The organism is Delftia sp. ZNC0008, assembly GCF_000799035.1.
Lineage (GTDB): Bacteria > Pseudomonadota > Gammaproteobacteria > Burkholderiales > Burkholderiaceae_C > Comamonas > Comamonas tsuruhatensis.
Genome location: NZ_JTKZ01000637.1, coordinates 1 through 429, shown reverse-complemented (window position 1 = coordinate 429; position 429 = coordinate 1). Strand labels below are relative to the sequence as shown.

Annotated in this window: 1 protein-coding gene; it reads left to right on the top strand. The window is 71.8% G+C overall.

Going from position 1 to position 429, the window contains the following annotated elements:
- Positions 1-372 (top strand): winged helix-turn-helix domain-containing protein (locus tag L995_RS20780; RefSeq protein WP_047473419.1); only part of this gene is annotated, 372 nt, incomplete at its 5' end.
- Positions 373-429: the final 57 nt, after the last annotated feature.

The following is a 429-nucleotide window of genomic DNA, read 5'->3' as shown; positions in this document are numbered from 1 at the left end:
ATTCGCGCCATCCTGCGCCGGCGCGGCGGCGGCGGCGAGGGCTCGGCCGCAGGCCAGCCGACCACGGCACTGCGCTTCGGCAGCCTGGAGATCGACCGCGACGCGCGCAGCGTCACCGTGGCGGGCCAGCCCTGCGAGCTGACCTCCTACCAGTTCGACCTGCTGGTCACGCTGGCCGAGCGCGCGGGCCGCGTGCTCACGCGCGACCAGATCATGGAGGCCGTGCGAGGCCGCGAGCTGGAGGCCTTCGACCGCTCCATCGACGTGCACATGGGCCGCATCCGCGCCGCCATCGAGGCCGACCCCAAGGCGCCCAAGCGCATCCTGACCGTGCGCGGCGTGGGCTACGTCTTCGCCAAGCAACAAGACTGACCGCTGCATGAAGCTGCTGTCCCTCTTCTCCCAGCGCCTGTACCTGCGCATACGCGG